Below are 2009 nucleotides of genomic sequence, written 5' to 3' on the forward strand. Positions count from 1 at the left end.
TTTTTTTGTATTTCAAAGAGCGATTAAAAGAAATAAATACCGATAACTATCCAGAGAACTTGCCCAGTTATTATGAAAACAGGTCATATACCTTTGATTTTCACCGTGAAAACGGCATCCATTGCCTAAAATTCTACTGGGGACCACCACCAGAGATACTAACACAAGCTTAAAAAAGGCTAATTCCTTATCATTTTTCCCAATCAATGGATTGCACATATTGTGCAACCGTATAAGCTATGGACAAAATATGCTTACAACAAGTAGCAGAAAGCCTTGTATTGATTTTCTGCAGTTAATTTGTTGGATACTTTTATATTGTGCATAAAAAATTAAAATGAAATATAATTGCTACTACAGGGATATGCTATAATTGAAGTAACACATTATATACTAGCTTGAGTGTAAAGAGAATGGACAGTAATAATCAATATTTTAAACGTTTTTCACGCACTTCACTGCTTATTGGACAAGACAATCTGGAAAAACTTTTAACATCAACAGTGTGTATTGCAGGACTTGGAGGTGTAGGCGGGTATGCATTTGAAGCAATAGTGCGTGCCGGTGTAGGAACAGTTCATATTATTGATTTTGACGCTGTTGATTTATCTAATTGTAACAGGCAGATTTTAGCTACAGACAGCACATTAGGATTGCCAAAAGTAGATGTGGCCCAAAGGCGAGCAAAGGATATTAATCCAGATATTATCATCCATAAACATCATATACAAATTACGCCTCATAATGTGGCACGTCTATTTCAACATCGTTTTGATTTTGTAATAGATGCTATTGATGATGTTGCTGCAAAAGTGGCTTTGATTGAATACCTGTATACCAATAAGATGCCATTTATAAGCTGTACGGGTGCTGCAAGAGCGTTTGATCCTTTAAGTTTACGGATAAGCGATATCAGTAATAGCCAGTATTGCCCACTTGCTCGTGTTATTAGAAAGCGGCTGAAAGAAAGACATATCACTAAAGGAGTTCCCTGTGTTTATTTTCACGAGGAAAGGGGAAGCATCAGATGTGATTCGGATAAAGAAAATGTTCCTGGCAGCTTATCATATATGCCAGGGATTATGGGGTTGGCTGCAGCTGGTTTTGCAATAAAGCATTTAACAGGCAAAGTATAACGTACAGGAACTATCGCCTAAAAATAAAAATTATTAATGATTGGCTGTAACACCTAATGAGGACAGCAGTACCACAACCTCATAAGCCGATAAATCAGTATATAATACAGGGATATCTTCTTCCTCGGCACGTTTGATAAATTCTTCCCGCGGTTTAATACCACCTGCAACAACAATTGCGCTGAAATCCTTGAGGGAAGCAACCGCTACCGCATTGGGATGTGTTAAAATTGTAATCCAGATATTACCTTTCTTTCCATTAGCATTAACATCAGATAGCATATCACCAACATAGCCACCTGTAATCAGTTTTGAACAATCAGCTTTAGAGGTGAGCAGTTCAAAATTTGTTTTTTGTTGAATTTCGTTTACCGTGATGTCCATAATTAAATCTCCATAATGATTGCTTGATGTTATATCTATACTAATTTTTGTGCCCTCACCAGGCTTGGAACAAATTCGCATAACATTGGCATTACGCTTAATATTGGACAAGCCCATGCCAGCGCCAAATCCAAGCCTGCGTATCTCATCGGTAGCTGTTGAAAAGCCCTCCTGCACCGCTAATCTAATATTTTCAATACCTTTGCCTTTATCCTTTATTACTAAGTGCACCGAATTTGGTCTGCAATAGGCAAAAAAGTAACCCACCTTTGTGTATGATACCACATTTATTTCAGCTTCATATAAAACGATGGCAACACGTTGAATAATATGTGGGGGATATTCTCGTGTACGCAATTCGCGTTTTAATGATGTGGATATCCTCCCCGCATTATCAAAGTCGCCACCTCGTAAGGTGTATGAAAATATATGATTAGCGCATTGCGTGTATTGCATATATTAGTTTAATCAACTTTTTCAATAGATGCT

At 37.2% G+C, this 2009-nt stretch carries 2 protein-coding genes; one reads left to right on the top strand and one right to left on the bottom strand.

Translation table 11 applies throughout. The features are described from left to right. Positions 1-413 precede the first annotated feature (413 nt). Positions 414-1136, top strand: a complete 723-nt coding sequence (locus AB1444_16435) for a tRNA threonylcarbamoyladenosine dehydratase (GenBank protein MEW6528242.1) — start codon at positions 414-416, stop codon at positions 1134-1136. A gap of 33 nt (positions 1137-1169) precedes the next feature. On the opposite strand, the gene AB1444_16440 is transcribed toward AB1444_16435, so the two are convergent. Next, entirely contained in the window at positions 1170-1976 is an 807-nt protein-coding gene (locus AB1444_16440; protein MEW6528243.1) for an ATP-binding protein, read from the bottom strand. Positions 1977-2009: the final 33 nt, after the last annotated feature.

Source organism: Spirochaetota bacterium (genome assembly GCA_040756435.1).
GTDB lineage: Bacteria > Spirochaetota > UBA4802 > UBA4802 > UB4802 > UBA4802.